The following is a 15019-nucleotide window of genomic DNA, read 5'->3' as shown; positions in this document are numbered from 1 at the left end:
GGGGCTCATCCCTTTGGCGGGGCCAGCGGCTGCGCGATTTCCTGGAACGGCGCCAGCGCCTCGCAGCGCTCGCTATGGGCCGCGAGCGCGGGATAGCGCGAGGCATCGAACAGGTCGGGATGCGCTTCGCGGGTGAAGCGGACGACGCAGGCCACCGCAACGTCGGCGTGGCCGATGCGGTCACCCAGCCAATACGGCGGCGTCACCTTGGCCCGCTCGGCTTCGAGCACCTCTAGCACATCCGCGATCTGCGCCTGGCAGCGTTCGACCCACAGCGCGAGCTGCTCCTTCCGCAGCACGCGCTCGTAGAGCAGGCTGACCGCCTTGTCGCCGAGGCCGGAGGCCAGCGCGCAGATGCGCAAATGCCTGCGCCGCTCGGCACCGCCGCGCGGCAGCATGGCCTTGTCGACGCCGATGAGGTCGTCGAGATAATCGAGGATGATCATGCTCTCGATCAGCGCCTCGCCGTCGTCGAGCACCAGGGTCGGCACGCGGCGGAGCGGATTGTACGGCGCGATCTTGTCCGCATCGCCGAAGGTCGACCACGGCTTGTGCTCGAAGGCGAGCCCGTAGAGCCGCAGCGCGATCGCGACGCGGCGGACGAAGGGGGAATCATATTGGCCTATCAGGAACATGGCTCTCGCTCTTCTCGATCATCGAACACGGCAGGGCCGATCAGTCTCCGTGATTAGCTCGGCGCGGCGCAACAAAAATCTCGGAAATGGAGCATTGCGCCGGCTGCAACGACGTCCGCGACGGCCTTGCGCTCAAAGGCCGTCCTGGATCGCGCGCTTGATCGCGGCGATGGCGGTCTCGTTGCGCTTGTACATGGTCCACTGCTTGATCCGCTTGGCGCGCACCAGCTTGGCTGATGTCAGAACCCGCATGTGCTCGCTCAATGTCGGCGCGCTGACGCCGAGCTTTTCGGCGATCAGCAATCCGCAGACGCCGTCCTCGACCAGGTCGCCATCTTCCTGCTCGCGAAAATGCCGCCGCGGATCCCGCAGCCATTCCAGGATCTGCAGGCGACGTTCGTTGGAGAGCGCGCGCAAGGCGACGGCAAATTTCATTTAGCCATTTTGCTAATTACCTAATTGATGTCAATGCTCCCCTGCGCTATCCTGGACGGCATCATGACAGCGACAATGGACATCACACGGGAGCGGATTGCGGCGACCGAGCTGGTCATCCGTCCGCATATCAGGCGCACGCCGCTCCTTCAGGCCGATCTCGCCGATTTCGGCCTGCCGGCAGCGCCCGTTACGTTCAAGCTCGAGATGCTGCAGCATTCGGGATCGTTCAAGGCGCGCGGCGCCTTTGCCAATCTGCTGCTGCGGCAGGTGCCAGAGGCCGGTGTCGTCGCCGCATCCGGCGGCAATCACGGCGCGGCGGTGGCCTATGCGGCGCAGCGGCTCGGCATTCCCGCCACGATCTTCGTGCCCGACATCACCTCGCCGGCGAAGGCGGAGCGGATCAGGAACTATGGCGCAAAGCTCGAGATCGCGGGCAGCCGCTACGCCGATGCGCTCGCCGCGAGCGAGGCGCATGTCGCGCAGACTGGCGCGCTGGCCGTCCATGCCTACGATCAGGCCGAAACCCTGCTCGGCCAGGGCAGCGTCGGACTGGAGCTGGAGCAGGACGCGCCCGGCATCGACACGCTGCTGGTGGCGGTCGGCGGCGGCGGGCTGATCGGCGGCATTGCGGCGTGGTACGCCGGCAGGACACGCATCGTCGCGGTCGAGCCGGAGCAATCGCCAACCCTGCACGCCGCGTTCGAGGCGGGCACGCCGGTCGACGCGCCGGCCGGCGGCATCGCCGCCGACAGCCTTGCGCCGCGCCGCGTCGGCGCGCTGATGTTTCCAGTCGCGCGCGCCCATGTCGAGCGCGTCGTCCTGGTCAGCGACGATGCGATCCGGCAGGCCCAGGCCGCGCTGTGGTCGCGCTTGCGCCTCGTCGCCGAGCCCGGCGGCGCCGCCGCCTTTGCCGCGGTGCTCTCCGGGCGTTATCGTCCGAAGCCGGGCGAACGGATTGCGGTGTTGGTCTGCGGTGCCAACACCAATGCGGTGAATTTCGATAGCTGATTGGGAATGACATGACGGGAGCGCGCGGACTGATCCTGACGGCGATTCTGCTGTCGATGGTCGGTGGCGCCCGCGCCCAGGACCGTCCAATCGGCTTTCTGACACCGTCAAAGAACATCGCCTGCCAGTTCTTCACCGACAACGGACAGGGCGTGCTCCGTTGCGACATCATGAACATGGACGCGCGCCCGCGGCGGCCCGCGAGTTGCGAGCTCGACTGGGGCCACGCCTTCGAGATGAGCGCGAAGGGCACCGCGGGGCTCATCTGCGCCGGCGACACCGTGATGGACACGTCGCTGCCGGTACTCGCCTATGGCGAGGTGTGGCAGCGCGGGGGATTCACGTGCCGGTCGGAGCAGACGGGATTGACGTGCTTCAACGCGATGCAGCGGGGGTTTTCGCTGGCGCGGGGGAAGCAGGAGGTGTTTTGAGATTGTAGCCCGCACGAAGCGGAGCGGAATGTGAACGCTGCGCTGGATCACGGCTACAATCTACCTTAGCTTCGGCGTACAGTTATCGCACGCTTGGCGCGAATGGAGCGCGCTTGTGTCAAGTCTTTTTGATAGGAAGCGCTGCACGCGGCTTTAGTGGTCATGATCCAAGGTTTTATTGATGACAGCGGCTGGGATGGCCAATCGCCAGTCTTTGTACTCGCCGGGTAAATCCAAAGCGGAAGCTTGGGAGGCCTTTTCCAATGATTGGCAAGCCGTTTTGGATCATCCTGATCCTGCACCTGTGCCTGGCGGGGTGCTAAAGACGAAAGACATTTATCGAAATCGAGTGCCGAATACGATCTTCTATGGATGGACGGACGAGCAGCGTGATGAGCGGCTAAAGATGTTCATCCGCGTTATCAATCGCCATGTAATGCATGGAATAATATCAGTGATTCCCATCGAGCCTTATCAACGGCTACTGAAGGGAAAATTCAAGTTGGAGATGCTAGATCAGCCATATTTCATTTCGTTCTTTGGCGTTCTGATCCAGTTGGTGAAGCTAACTCACCGACTCAAACTGACAGACAAGATTGAGCTCATTTTTGATGAGCAGGCGGTAGATAAAACCACGCTAACCACACAGTACGATCTTTGCATGTCGGTTGCACCGCCTGAACTTAAAAACATAAGCGCCGGCATGCCAATCTTCAAAAGCGATAGTGATGTCTTACCGTTGCAAGCATCTGATTTGATCGCGTGGCACGCGCGGAGGTACTATTACGACCTCTATCGAGGCAAAACTCCCGAAGGGGAGCAATCCAACGTATTCTTTGCAAACATGTGCGACCTTAAGCACGACATTGTTGATGTTTGGACCGAAGACAAGCTCATCCAGGCACTGAGCGCACTCCAATCAGCGAATGCTAAGAAGCAAGGAACATCAATGACAATTCCTAGCGAATTCCTCCGTCGTCCCTGATCTTGTGACACGCGTTCTTCTCGTTGACGACGCAACGAGAGCCTGCTCGCTATGCTCGTTACTCGCCGCTGCCCTTCATCGCGCGCCCATCCGGCTGACCCCTTATCTCGCATTGAGCAGCGCAGAATGCGGGGACACTTTACCGGATTGCACTACGCTTCTCCCGGACTACGACGCCGCCCCGCCGTCGATATGACGATTCGGAGACCGACAGCAGTACAACACTCCGTCATTGCGAGCGCAGCGAAGCAATTCAGAGTCTTTCCGCAGAGGCAGTCTGGATTGCTTCGTCGCAAGGGCTCCTCGCAATGACGGTGAGGGAGCGGCCGCGCGTTATTCAATGATCGGCACATGTCTCGCCGCATCGCGCGGTGCCGTGCCATCAAGCCGCGGATCGTCCGCCACTTCGATCTGGCGGCGGAAGGGGCGGAAGCCGGAGCGCTGATAGAAGGCGACGGCGGAGGGATGGTCGAGCGTGCAGGTGTGGACCCAGACACGGCGGACGTCGCGTGACCAGGCGCGCTCCAGCGCGCGGTTCATCAGGAAGCGGGCGGCGCCGGTGCCGATCAAGGATGCGGTGACGCCGAAATAGGTCAGCTCGCACTGGCCGGGCTCACGGAAGTCGAGCTCGAGCAGGCCTTCGTCGTGGCCGTCGAGGACGAGGGCGTAGACTTCGATTCCAGGCGCGTGGATGATAGCGGCGAGCTCGGCGTCTGTCATGCGGGCGCGCGAGAACCACAGCCAGTCCTCGCCGACGCGGCGGAAGAGATCGCGGTACCAGGCAAGCGCGGGGGCATCGACCTTGCGCAGGGTCCAGGCGCCGGGCGGATCGTCGCGGCGTGCTGGAGGCGCGGTCATCTCCAGATGGGTGACGACGGCGGCGATCTTGCCGTTCGGGACGTCGGAATAGCCGTCGGGGAGGATCATGTTTCTTGCTTCTTTTGTTGTGGGCTAGCGGGCGGCGCCGTTTGAGGCACCACAGCAGCGCCACACTCCGTCATTGCGAGCGCAGCGAAGCAATCCAGAATCTTTCCGCAGAGGCAGTCTGGATTGCTTCGTCGCAAGAGCTCCTCGCAATGACGGTCGAGACAGTGGAATGCGCCTCGCGAGGTTGGAGCTAGGAGTCCGTGCTACCCCTCCCCTTCGTCGCTCGCGAGCACGCCCTTCACCGCGCGCGCCCAGCCGGCGAGCTTCCGCTCGCGCGTGGCCTGGCTCATGTTCGGCTTGAAGCGGTGCTCGAGGCGCCAATTGTCGGCGAACTTGGTCGGCTCGGGATAGACGCCGGCGTTGAGGCCGGCGAGGTAGGCGGCCCCTAACGCGGTGGTCTCCTGGATCACGGGGCGGTCGACCGGCGCATCGAGGAGATCGGCGAGGCGCTGCATGGTCCAGTCGGAGGCGGTCATGCCGCCGTCGACGCGGAGCACGACGCTGGCGGTTTCCGAACTCGGCCAGTCTGCGCGCATGGCGGCCCAGAGGTCGAAGGTCTGGTAGCACACGCTCTCCAGCGCGGCGTGGGCGAGCTCGGCCGGGCCGGTGTTGCGGGTGAGGCCGAACAGCGCGCCGCGGACGCGCGGATTCCAGTAGGGCGCGCCCATGCCGACGAAGGCGGGGACGAGATAGACGCTCTGCATGGAGTCGGACTGATCGGCGAGCGGTCCGGTCTCGGCGGCATGCTTGATGATGCCGAGGCCGTCGCGCAGCCATTGCACGGCGGAGCCTGCGACGAAGATCGAGCCTTCCAGCGCGTAGGTGCGCTTGCCGTCGAGCTGGTAGGCGACGGTGGTGAGCAGCTTGTTCTTGGACACCACCGGCGTGGTGCCGGTGTTGAGCAGCGCAAAACAGCCGGTGCCGTAGGTGGACTTCATCATGCCCGGGCGGAAGCAGGCCTGGCCAATGGTGGCGGCCTGCTGGTCGCCGGCGATGCCGGCGATGACGATGGGGCCGCCGAACAGGTCCGGCGTGCTCTCGCCGAAGCGGGCAGAGGAATCCTTCACCTCGGGCAGCATCGAGCGCGGCACGCCGATGATCTCCAGCAGCTCGTCGTCCCATTCGCCGGTGTGGATGTTGAACAGCAGCGTGCGCGAGGCGTTGGTGGCGTCGGTGGCGTGCACCTTGCCGCCGGTGAGGCGCCAGAGCAGATAGCAATCGATGGTGCCGAACATCAATTCGCCGCGCGCGGCGCGTGCGCGGGCGCCGGGGACGTGGTCGAGGATCCAGGCGACTTTGGTGCCGGAGAAATAGGGATCGATGATCAGGCCGGTCTTCTCAGAGATCACGCCCTCGCGGCCTTCTGCTTTCAGTTTTGCGCAGATGTCGGCGGTGCGGCGGTCCTGCCAGACGATGGCGCGGTGCACGGCCTGGCCGGTGGCACGGTCCCACACCACCGTGGTCTCGCGCTGGTTGGTGATGCCGATCGCGGCGATGTCCTTGGCGCTGATGCCGGCGTGCTCGATCGCCTCGCGGCAGACCATCACGGTCGAGGTCCAGATGTCCTCCGGCTCGTGCTCGACCCAGCCGGAGGCCGGAAAATGCTGAGGAAACTCGGCCTGCGCCTTGGCCGCAATGGAAATATCGCCGCGAAACACGATGGCGCGCGACGAGGTGGTACCCTGATCGATGGCGAGGACGAAAGACATGGCGGCTTACCTTGGCGTTTCCCTGAGACGGGTCATTGTGTCGCGCCAAAGGGAGCGGATTAGGGCGGCAAGGTCAAGGCGAGATGATGGACGCTGCCTTCCCTTCTCCCCTTGTAGGAGAAGGTGGCGCGAAGCGCCGGATGAGGGGTATGCTTCAGCGGATACAGCCGCAAAAGAGTCACACGCGGAGGGATACCCCTCACCCGTCTCGCCGCTACGCGGCGATCCACCCTCTCCCACAAGGGGAGAGGGGAAGAAAAGCTACACCGCCGCCGTCGTCACGCCGCCGTCGATGACGATGGTCTGGCCGGTCATGAAGCTCGAGGCATCAGAGGCGAGGTAGGCGACGGCGCCGGCGATTTCGTCGGGCTCGCCGATGCGGCGGAGCGGCGTGGTGGCGGTGCGGCGCTTCAGATTGGCTTCGTCTTCCCAGAGCGCGCGGGCGAAATCGGTCTTGACGAGGCCGGGCGCGATGCAGTTGACGCGGACGCCTTTCGGGCCCCACTCGCCGGCGAGCGAACGGCACAGCGCGAAGTCGGCGGCCTTGGAGATGCCGTAGGCGCCGATCACGGTGGAGCCGCGCAGGCCCCCGATCGAGGAGATGATGATCACCGAGCCCTTGCCGCGTTCCGCCATTTGTGGGATCGCGAGCGCGGAGAGCCAGATGTTGCTCTTGACGTTGGAGCCCATGATCTTGTCGAAGGCTTCGTCTGATATGTCGAGCAGCGGGCCGTAATAGGGATTCACCGCGGCGTTGCAGACGAGGATGTCGATCTTGCCGTAATGCTTGGTCGCACCCGCGATCAGCGCCTCGACCTCGTGCTTGCGCGCGATGTTGCAGGGAATGACGATGGCGTCGCCGCCGGCCGCAATGATGCCGTCGGCGACCTCCTTGCAGGCGTCGGCCTTGCGCGAGGAGACCACGACCTTGGCCCCCAACTTTGCCAGCAGTTCGGCCGACGAGCGGCCGATGCCGCGGCTGGAGCCGGTGACCACGGCGACCTTGCCGGTGAGATCGAACGGGGAGTTTTTCATGGGTGTTGCTCCGCTGATTCAACGGCCTCCGTCATTGCGAGGAGCGAAGCGACGAAGCAATCCAGACTGCCTCAACGGAAAGATTCTGGATTGCTTCGCTTCGCTCGCAATGACGATGTGGAGAGAGATCCCGGGCTCATCGCTTCGCGATGCCCCGGGATGACAGCGTGCCTCAGATCAACCCGCCCGCGTCGGCGACGCGGCGCTGGTGGTAGTCGGTGTCGCCGAACGTGTTCTCGATCATGGTGAGGCGCTTGAAGTAGTGGCCGATCCTGGCCTCCATGGTCATGCCGATGCCGCCGTGAAGCTGGATCGACTGCTGGCCGACGAACTTCAGCGACTTGCCGATCTGCACCTTGGCCGCGGCGATCGCGTTGCTGCGCTCCTTGGCGTCCTCGAAGTCGTTCGCCATGGTCGCGAACATCGACATCGAGCGCGCCTGCTCGGTGGCGACGAACATGTCGGAGGCGCGGTGCTGCAGCGACTGGAACGAGCCGATCGCGACGCCGAACTGCTTGCGCGTCTTGATGTACTCGACCGTGGTCTTGAGCGATTCGTCCATCAGGCCGACCGCTTCGGCGCAGAGCGCGACGCGGGCTTCATCGACAACGCGCTCGATCAGCGCGAGCGAATCCTCGGGGTTGCCGAGCACGGCCTCAGGACCGACCTCGACCCCGGTGAAGGTAATGTCGGCGGCATGCAGGCCGTCCTGGGTCGGATAGGACTTTTTGGCGACGCCCTTGGCATTGGCGGGGACCAGGAACACGCCGATGCCTGACTTGTCGCGGCGGTCGCCCTTGGTGCGCGCGGTCACGACGAGCGTGTCGGCGTTCTCGCCATTGAGCACGACGAACTTCTCGCCGTCGATCACGTAAGAATCGCCCTTCTTCTTCGCGGTCGTGGTGACGTCGAACAGATCGTAGCGCGAGTTCTTCTCGAGCTGTGCAAACGCCAGCGTCTTGCTGCCATCGATAATCCCCGGCACGTGCGCGGCCTTCTGCGCATCGGTGCCGGCATGGCGCAGGAAGCCGCCGCCGATCACGACCGTGGCGAGATACGGCTCCAGCACCAGCGCCTTGCCGAGCGCTTCCATCACGATCATGGTCTCGACGCCGCCGCCGCCGAAGCCGCCATCGGCCTCGCTGAAGGGCAGACCGAGCAGACCCTGCTCGGCGAGCTTGAGCCAGACCGTTTTGCTCCAGCCGCCCTTCTCCGCCATGTACTTCTTGCGCTGCTCGAAATCGTAGGAATCGGTCAAGAGGCCGTCGATGCTTTCCTTGAGAAGCCGCTGCTCCTCGTTCAGATCAAAATCCATTTTTCTCTACTCTCCCGGTATCTGATGTCGTCATGCCCGGCCTTGTGCCGGGCGTCCACGTTCTTCGTGCCGCGACGAGTGGATGGCCGGGTCAAGCCCGGCCATGACGGCGAGTGTGTGGTGACTGGCTACGATCACAGCCCCAGCACCGCCTTGGCGATGATGTTGCGCTGGATCTCGTTGGAGCCGCCGTAGATCGAGACCTTGCGGTTGTTGAAGTAGCTCGGCGCGATCTGGGCGGTCCAGTCCATGGCTTCGTTCGAGCCGTCGTCGCCGTGCACGTCGTAAGGCGCAGCGAACGGGCCGATCACTTCCATCAGCAGCTCGGTGGTGGTCTGCTGGATCTCCGAGCCCTTGATCTTCAGCACCGAGGAGGCCGGATTGGGCTTGCCCTTGCCGTGCTTGCCTTCGTCGGCGACGACGCGGAGCTGGGTAAGCTCGAGCGCCTTCAGCTCGATCTCGCAGGCCGCCAGCTTCTCGCGGAAAGCGGGGTCCTGGATGATCGGCTTGCCGGCGGATTCGACCTTCGAGGCCAGATCCTTGATGCGGCGGATGCGCTCCTTGGAGACGCCGACGCGGGCGATGCCGGTGCGCTCGTTGCCGAGCAGGAATTTGGCGTAATCCCAGCCCTTGTTCTCCTCGCCGATCAGGTTCTCGTAGGGAACCTCGACGTCGTCGAAGAAGACCTCGTTGACCTCACGGCCGCCGTCGATGGTCTGGATCGGGCGCACGGTGACGCCCTTCGACTTCATCGAGAACACGATGAAGGAGATGCCCATCTGCTTCTTGGCGTTGTTGTCGGTGCGGCAGAGGCAGAAGATCATGTCGGCGTGCTGGGCGAGCGTGGTCCAGGTCTTCTGGCCGTTGATGATCCACTTGTCGCCGCGGCGCTCGGCTTTCGTCTTCAGCGAGGCGAGGTCGGAGCCGGAGCCGGGCTCGGAGAAGCCCTGGCACCACCAATCGTCGACATTGGCGATGCGCGGCAGGTACTTCTTCTTCTGCTCCTCGTTGCCGAAGGTGTAGATGACCGGGCCGACCATGCTGACGCCGAAAGCGAGCGGCTGCGGCGCCGGATAGGACTGCAGCTCCTCGTTGAAGATGTAGTGCTGCACCGAGGTCCAGCCGGTGCCGCCATATTCCTTCGGCCAATGGCTGACGCCCCAGCCCTTCTTGTTGAGGATGCGCCACCACGTCACCATTTCCTCCTTGGAGAGGTGACGGCCCTCGACCAGCTTGCGCCGCGTATCCGGCGGCACGTTGTCGCGGAAGAACTGCCGCACTTCGTCGCGAAACGCCTGCTCTTCTTTCGTGAATGCGAGATCCATTGGATCCTCCTGTGAAACGTTACTTCATTTCGTCATTGCGGGGGCATCAGCAGCGCGAGTCCCGGACGACGGTTTCTGCTGCTGGCGCAATTCGTGGCGCGACAATTTCCCGACCGGCGTGCGCGGCAGGTCATCGACGAATTCGACCGCGGCCGGCAATTCGTGCCTGCCGAGCTTGCCGGCGAGCTGCGCGCACAATTCGTCGAGCGTGAACGGCTTTGCCTCGGGCCTGAGCTTGATGAAGGCCTTGGCGGCCTCGCCGCGATAGGGATCGGGAATGCCGAGCACGATCACCTCGTGCACGCCCGGGATGGTGTAGATCGCCTGCTCGATCATCTGCGGATAGACGTTGAATCCGCCGGAGATGATCATGTCCTTCTTGCGGTCGACCAGGAAGAAATAGCCGTCGCCATCGACATAGCCGATGTCGCCGGTGAGAAAGCGGCCGTCGACGAAAGCCTCGGTCGATCCCTCCGGCTTGTTCCAGTAGCCCTTGGTGACGTTCGGGCCCTTGATGCGGATCTCGCCGATTTCGCCCGGTGGCAGCGCGCGCCTGGGATCGTCGAGCGCGACGACGTCGAGCTCGATGCCGGGCAGCATCAGGCCGATCGAGCCGGGCTTCTCGGGCCCCGCGGGCGGATGGCCGGTGCCGGGCGAGCAGGTCTCGGTCATGCCCCAGCCGCTCTTCAGCTTCTTGCCGACCTTGCGCTCGAAGAAGCCAGCGATCTCCACCGGCAGCGGCGCGCCGCCGGAGCCGATGGCATTGAGCGAGGAGAAGTCGCGCTTGTCGAGATCGGGCAGCGCGGCGATCGCGATCCACATCGTCGGCACGCCCGGGAAATAGGTCGCACGCTTGACCTCGATGTCGCGCATCACGGCTTCGACGTCGAAACGCTGATGCAGCGAGATCAGATTGCCGCGGCGGAGCGAGGACAGCAGCACCACCGTGAGCGCGTAGATGTGGAACAGCGGCAGCACGCAGATCACGCGCTCGATCACGTCGCCGCGGGCGGCACGCGCCGGCCTGCCCCAGACGTCGTAGATCGACACCGCCGAGGTGAGATTGCCGTGGGTGAGCATCGCGCCCTTGGGCAGGCCGGTGGTGCCGCCGGTGTATTGCAGCAGCGCGACGTCGTCGGCCGTAACGACAGGCCATTGCGCAGGCGCGGCGGCGGCTTCGACGAAAACCCTGAACGTAACGATGCGGGGATCGTCGGGGATCGCCGCCTGCGGCGTGCCGACCTTGCCCCAATGATCGTCCTCGCAGACGACGAGCGTGTCGATCAGGCCCTTCTCCAGGAATTTCAGCGCGGTCGGCAGCAGGGCCTGGAGGTTGGAGGTGACGAGCACGCGCGAGCCGGAATCGGTGATCTTGTGCGTCAGCGCGATCTCGCCGTCGAGCGGCGACAAATGCGCGACGCGGCTGCCGGCCTTCAGCGCGCCGAAGAAATTGACGGGGTGATCGGGCGTGTTGCCGAGGAACAGCGCGACCGACGCGCCTTTGCCACAGCCGGCGCGCAGGAACGCTGCAGCGGCGCGATCGGCCAAGCTTGCGAGCTCGGTGTAGCTGATCGGCCGGTCGCGGAATTCCAGCGCGGTGCGCGGGCCGTAATCGGCGGCGGCCTTCGACAGAAGGTCCGGCAGCGTGCCCTGGACGATGGTTTCGTCCCACCGCACGCCCTCGGGGTAAAACTGTTCGCCGGGATGGGTCATTTTAGGATTGCTTGAGCGAGCAACTAACACAGACCGTCATTCCGGGGCGCCCGAAGGGCGAACCCGGAATCCATAGCCACCAGCTGGGGTTATGGATTCCGGGCCTGCGCCTTGCGGCGCATCCCGGAATGACGAAGGATGAGACGAAGCTCCCATCACGCCGCCTTCGACTCCGCAGCCAGCGAGGCAAACGTCTTGCCCTCCGCGGCGAGCTTCTTCAGCAGCGGGGCGGGCTCGAGGCTGGGGTCGTTGGTCTCCTTGGCGTAGAAGGCCAAGCGATCGGCGATGTGCTTGAGGCCGACGCTGTCGGCCCAGAACATCGGGCCGCCGCGATAGATCGGCCAGCCATAGCCGTAAAGCCAGACCACGTCGATGTCCGAGGGACGCGCGGCGATGCCCTCTTCCAGGATCTTCGCGCCCTCGTTGATCATCGGATACATCATGCGCTCGAGGATCTCCTCGTCGCTGACGACTCGCTTCTTGCGGCCGAGGCGCAGCAAGGTCTCGTCGATCAGCTTCTCGACATCGGGATCGGGCAGCGGCGCACGAGAACCCTGCTCGTACTTGTAATAGCCCTTGCCGGTCTTCTGGCCGAAGCGGCCGGCTTCGCACAGCGCGTCCGCGATCTCCGACTTGATGCCGCGATCTTTCCGCGAGCGCCAGCCGATGTCGAGGCCGGCGAGATCGCTCATCGCGAACGGGCCCATCGGCATGCCGAACTTGGTGACGACGGCGTCGACCTGCTGCGGCAGCGCGCCCTCGAACAGCAGCTTTTCGGACTGCTTGCCGCGCTGGGCCAGCATGCGGTTGCCGACGAAGCCATCGCAGACGCCGACCACGGCCGGCACCTTCGCGATTTTTCGCGCGATCGTCACCGCAGTCACCAGCGCATCCGGCGCGGTCTTGTCGGCGCGCACGATCTCGCACAGCTTCATGACGTTGGCCGGTGAGAAGAAGTGCATGCCGAGCACGTCCTGCGGACGCTTGGTCGACTTCGCGATCTCGTCGATGTTGAGATACGAGGTGTTGGAGGCGAGCACGGCACCCGGCTTGGCGTATTGGTCGAGCTTGCCGAACACCTCCTTCTTGACCGCCATGGTCTCGAACACGGCCTCGATGACGAGATCGGCATCGCCGACATTCTCGATGCCGACGACGCCGTTGATCAGCGCCATGCGCTTGGCGGGCGCATCGGCCGGAATGCCGCCGCGCGCGGCGGTCGCCTCCCAGTTCTTCTGCATCACGCCCATGCCGCGCTTGAGCTGCTCCTCGCCGGTCTCGATCAGGGTGACGGGAATGCCGGCATTGGCAAAGGACATCGCGATGCCGCCGCCCATGGTGCCGGCGCCGAGAATGGCGACGCGGTTCACGGGCCGCGGCTTGGTGCCTTCAGGCACGCCCGCGATCTTGTTGGCCTCGCGCTCGGCGAAGAAGGCGTAACGCTGCGCCTTGGACTGGTCGCTGGCGACGAGCTTGAGGAAGCCCTCGCGCTCCTTCTTCAGGCCCTCGTCGAACGGCAGGTCAATGGCGTAGCCGACGGCATCGGCCGCCGCGAACGGCGCCTCCAGGCCGCGCGACTTCTTGGTCATGGCCGCGACCGCATTGGTGAAGATCGAACGGTCGGCCTTGGCCGCCGCGAGCTTGGAATCGTCGTCGCGCAGACGGCGCAGCGGGCGCTTCTCCGCCAGCAGCTTGCGCACGAACGCCTCGCCGCCGGAGGCCGGGCCTTCGATGATCTCCTCGATCAGGCCGTTCTTCAGCGCCTCCGCCGCCCCGATCGGATCGCCGCCGACGATCATCTTGACCGCAAGCTCCGGGCCCACCGCACGGGGCAGGCGCTGGGTGCCGCCGGCACCGGGCAGAAGTCCGAGTTTGACCTCGGGCAGGCCGAGCTTGGCCTCTTTCACCGCGACGCGGAAATGGCAGGCCAGCGCGACCTCGAGGCCGCCGCCGAGCGCGGTGCCGTGGATCGCGGCAACGACCGGCTTGGGCGAGTTTTCGATCTCGGACAGCACGTCGTTGAGCGCGGGCGGCTTCGGCGGCTTGCCGAACTCGGTGATGTCGGCACCGGCAATGAAGGTGCGACCGGCGCAGGTCAGCACGATGCCCTTGATGGCGGGATCGGCGATCGCGGCCTTGATGCACTCGAGGATTCCACCGCGGACTGCGGCACTCAGCGCATTGACCGGCGGGCTGTTGACCGTGACGATCCCGACTTCGTCATGACGCTCAAGCTTGACCACTTCGCTCACGGTGTCCCTCCTTGGTGGGGATTTACTTTTGTTTCGATTTCGCATTGCGGAATTTAATTCCGCATCTTGACGGCAGGGTTATTTTGAAGCACGGACGTTGTCAACGACTCCGCGCAAGAAGCAGATCAGGGATGAAGCGTACAGGAAAGAAGACCGCGACCGATCGGAATTTTGTCGTCGCGCTTTCCCGCGGACTGGAAGTATTGCGCGCGTTCCAACCCAATGACGGCCTGCTCGGCAATCAAGAGATTGCGTCCCGCACCAAACTGCCCAAGCCCACCGTGTCGCGGCTGACCTACACGCTGACCAAGCTCGGCTATCTGACGCCGGTTCCCCGCTTCGAGAAGTACCAGCTCGCCCCGGCAGCGATGTCGCTCGGCTACGCGGCGCTGGCCAATCTGGGCGTTCGGCATTTGTCCGAGCCGTTCCGCGAAGAGGTGATGCGCGCGACCGGCGGCGCCGTCGCCGTCGGCGGCCGTGACCGCCACAGCATGATCTATTTCGGGCAGAGCCGCGGCAGCGAGACCGTCGGCGTTCAACTTGACGTCGGCTCGCGCGTGCCGATTGCAACCAGCGCGATGGGCCGCGCCTATTTCTGGGCGCTCGATGACGAAGGTCGCGCCGAAGTGTCGCGCATCCTGCGCGAACATTACGGCAGCCGCTGGCCGAAGATGCGCGAGGGATTGGAACGCTCCGGCGAGACGGTCGCGAAATACGGCTTTGCGATTTCGGTCGGCGATTGGCACGACGACATCGGCGCGGCCGGCGTCGCGCTCAAACTCAACGACGGAACCGGACCTTACGCATTCAATTGCGGCGCGCCCGCATTCCGTTTCACGGAAGAGCGTTTGATCAACGACATTGGACCGCGTCTCTTAGCGATGGTAAGGAACATCGAGGCGGCGCTCGGGGGTCTGATGCCGCATTCAAAAAAAGACAGCAGCAAAAAGCTGAAATCAGGAGGAAAAGTTGCGCGTGTGGCCGAGGGATTCAGATAGCCTTTGTCATGATCGGGAGCGGCTCGCATCGCCCCATCGCTCACTGAACGACGTGAGCGAGACGAGATGACGCAGGCACAGCTCGCGCAGGGTAGATCGCCCCTGCTCGCGGTTCGCGACGTTAGCGTCGTGTTCGGCGGCATCGTCGCGCTCAACGGCGTGTCCTTCGACATGCACAAGGGCCAGATCCTTGGGCTGATCGGCCCGAACGGCGCCGGCAAGACCACGCTCTTCAACTGCCTGTCGCG

Annotated in this window: 14 protein-coding genes; 5 read left to right on the top strand and 9 right to left on the bottom strand. The window is 64.3% G+C overall.

The genetic code is table 11. The features are described 5' to 3' along the window. Nucleotides 1-5: 5 nt before the first annotated feature. A complete protein-coding gene (locus P0R31_RS33285; protein WP_275518863.1) occupies nucleotides 6-635 on the bottom strand; it encodes a glutathione S-transferase family protein in 630 nt (209 codons plus the stop codon). A 132-nt stretch (nucleotides 636-767) separates the two neighbouring features. After that, entirely contained in the window at nucleotides 768-1070 is a 303-nt protein-coding gene (locus P0R31_RS33280) for an ArsR/SmtB family transcription factor (protein WP_275518861.1), read from the bottom strand. Between the two features lie 27 nt (nucleotides 1071-1097). On the opposite strand from P0R31_RS33280, the gene P0R31_RS33275 reads away from it, so the two are divergent. The 3 genes from P0R31_RS33275 to P0R31_RS33265 all read left to right on the top strand — a co-directional run bounded on the left by P0R31_RS33275 (nucleotide 1098) and on the right by P0R31_RS33265 (nucleotide 3497). Beyond that, a complete protein-coding gene (locus P0R31_RS33275) occupies nucleotides 1098-2081 on the top strand; it encodes a threonine/serine dehydratase (protein WP_275518859.1) in 984 nt (327 codons plus the stop codon). 11 nt (nucleotides 2082-2092) lie between these two features. Further along, the gene (locus tag P0R31_RS33270) at nucleotides 2093-2512 is read left to right on the top strand and encodes a DUF6636 domain-containing protein (RefSeq protein WP_275518857.1); all 420 of its coding nucleotides are present in this window, start codon (nucleotides 2093-2095) and stop codon (nucleotides 2510-2512) included. A 196-nt stretch (nucleotides 2513-2708) separates the two neighbouring features. Further along, complete coding sequence (locus P0R31_RS33265) at nucleotides 2709-3497, top strand: hypothetical protein (protein WP_275518855.1); 789 nt, start codon at nucleotides 2709-2711, stop codon at nucleotides 3495-3497. A 333-nt stretch (nucleotides 3498-3830) separates the two neighbouring features. On the opposite strand, the gene P0R31_RS33260 is transcribed toward P0R31_RS33265, so the two are convergent. From P0R31_RS33260 to P0R31_RS33230, 7 genes are all read right to left on the bottom strand, one after another. Then, on the bottom strand, nucleotides 3831-4424 hold the full coding sequence (locus P0R31_RS33260) for a GNAT family N-acetyltransferase (RefSeq protein WP_275518853.1): 594 nt from the start codon (nucleotides 4422-4424) through the stop codon (nucleotides 3831-3833). Nucleotides 4425-4627: 203 nt separating this feature from the next. Further along, nucleotides 4628-6133 carry a glycerol kinase GlpK gene (gene glpK, locus P0R31_RS33255; protein WP_275518851.1) on the bottom strand — a complete coding sequence of 502 codons (1506 nt, stop codon included), beginning with the start codon at nucleotides 6131-6133 and terminating at the stop codon, nucleotides 4628-4630. Between the two features lie 261 nt (nucleotides 6134-6394). Beyond that, nucleotides 6395-7168, bottom strand: a complete 774-nt coding sequence (locus P0R31_RS33250; protein ID WP_275518849.1) for an SDR family NAD(P)-dependent oxidoreductase — start codon at nucleotides 7166-7168, stop codon at nucleotides 6395-6397. A gap of 172 nt (nucleotides 7169-7340) precedes the next feature. Continuing rightward, nucleotides 7341-8483 carry a pimeloyl-CoA dehydrogenase small subunit gene (pimD, locus tag P0R31_RS33245; RefSeq protein WP_275518847.1) on the bottom strand — a complete coding sequence of 381 codons (1143 nt, stop codon included), beginning with the start codon at nucleotides 8481-8483 and terminating at the stop codon, nucleotides 7341-7343. 134 nt (nucleotides 8484-8617) lie between these two features. Next, nucleotides 8618-9808 (bottom strand): pimeloyl-CoA dehydrogenase large subunit, encoded by a 1191-nt coding sequence (pimC, locus tag P0R31_RS33240; protein WP_275518845.1) that lies wholly within the window; start codon nucleotides 9806-9808, stop codon nucleotides 8618-8620. 24 nt (nucleotides 9809-9832) lie between these two features. Beyond that, the gene (pimA, locus tag P0R31_RS33235; RefSeq protein WP_275518843.1) at nucleotides 9833-11521 is read right to left on the bottom strand and encodes a dicarboxylate--CoA ligase PimA; all 1689 of its coding nucleotides are present in this window, start codon (nucleotides 11519-11521) and stop codon (nucleotides 9833-9835) included. A 155-nt stretch (nucleotides 11522-11676) separates the two neighbouring features. Next, a complete protein-coding gene (locus P0R31_RS33230) occupies nucleotides 11677-13773 on the bottom strand; it encodes a 3-hydroxyacyl-CoA dehydrogenase NAD-binding domain-containing protein (protein ID WP_275518841.1) in 2097 nt (698 codons plus the stop codon). A 131-nt stretch (nucleotides 13774-13904) separates the two neighbouring features. On the opposite strand from P0R31_RS33230, the gene P0R31_RS33225 reads away from it, so the two are divergent. Further along, entirely contained in the window at nucleotides 13905-14771 is an 867-nt protein-coding gene (locus tag P0R31_RS33225) for an IclR family transcriptional regulator (RefSeq protein ID WP_275518949.1), read from the top strand. Nucleotides 14772-14837: 66 nt separating this feature from the next. Beyond that, nucleotides 14838-15019: ATP-binding cassette domain-containing protein (locus P0R31_RS33220; RefSeq protein WP_275518840.1), on the top strand; the 182-nt coding region annotated here is incomplete at its 3' end.

It is taken from the genome of Bradyrhizobium yuanmingense (assembly GCF_029167105.1).
In the GTDB taxonomy this organism is placed as follows: Bacteria; Pseudomonadota; Alphaproteobacteria; order Rhizobiales; family Xanthobacteraceae; genus Bradyrhizobium; species Bradyrhizobium yuanmingense_A.
The sequence above is the reverse complement of the archived record's forward strand: the minus strand, read 5'-3'. Positions and strand labels throughout refer to the sequence as shown.